This is a genomic window from Dryocola clanedunensis (genome assembly GCF_038405435.1).
Lineage (GTDB): Bacteria > Pseudomonadota > Gammaproteobacteria > Enterobacterales > Enterobacteriaceae > Dryocola > Dryocola clanedunensis_A.
This window is the reverse complement of sequence record NZ_JBBYHZ010000086.1, coordinates 1-701: the sequence shown is the minus strand read 5'-3', so window position 1 is coordinate 701 and position 701 is coordinate 1. Positions and strand designations below refer to the sequence as shown.

The 701-nt window shown below is 67.8% G+C and carries 1 protein-coding gene and 1 pseudogene; both read left to right on the top strand.

Annotated elements, in window-relative coordinates; all coding sequences use genetic code 11:
* A pseudogene (locus tag AAE045_RS23525) lies at positions 1 to 403 on the top strand (hypothetical protein); the annotation flags it as partial.
* 1 nt (position 404) lies between these two features.
* Positions 405 to 701, top strand: a 297-nt coding sequence (locus AAE045_RS23520) for a putative signal transducing protein (protein ID WP_455549729.1), incomplete at its 3' end; no start/stop codon positions are given.

Below are 701 nucleotides of genomic sequence, written 5' to 3'. Positions count from 1 at the left end.
GCGCGATGAACTCAATCCGCCCAAGCGTCCGCCGTACCACCAGGTGTGGCTGCGCCTGAACGAGACCGTTGGCGATGCCCCTGAGCTGCACCAGGCGCTGCTCGCCTACGCCTCGGATTTCCATCTGCTCGGCACCGCGACCTTCCCGCACGGCATCAGCTACTACCAGCCGCACGTGCAGATGGCCTCGCTGGACCACGCGATCTGGTTCCACCGCCCGTTCCGCGCCGACGATTGGCTGCTGTACTCGCTCGACAGCCCCAGCGCGCAGGATTCGCGCGGACTGGCGCGTGGCCAGTTCTTCACCCGCAACGGCATCCTGGTCGCCAGCACCGCGCAGGAAGGCCTGATCCGGGTGGTCGAGGACAGTGCCGCGGCCGCCACCGTACCGGCCAAGGACTGACATGAGACAGATCTTCAACAGCCAGCGCGTGGAAACCGTCGAAGGCGTGGCCCAGCTGCTGCGCGACGCCGGCATCGAAGTGCGCATCACCAACGGACGCTCGTACCACAGCAAGCGCGGCAGCCAGTTCAGCTATCTGGACAAGGAAAAGGCCACGACCCATCCGACCCTGTGGGTGGTGCATGCCGACGACCAGCCGCGCGCGCGCGCGATCCTGCGCGATGCGCGCCTGCTGGAAACCACCCGCCGCGACCACCCGACCGCGCAGTTCGCGTTCCGCGACGAAGTCGCCCAGGCC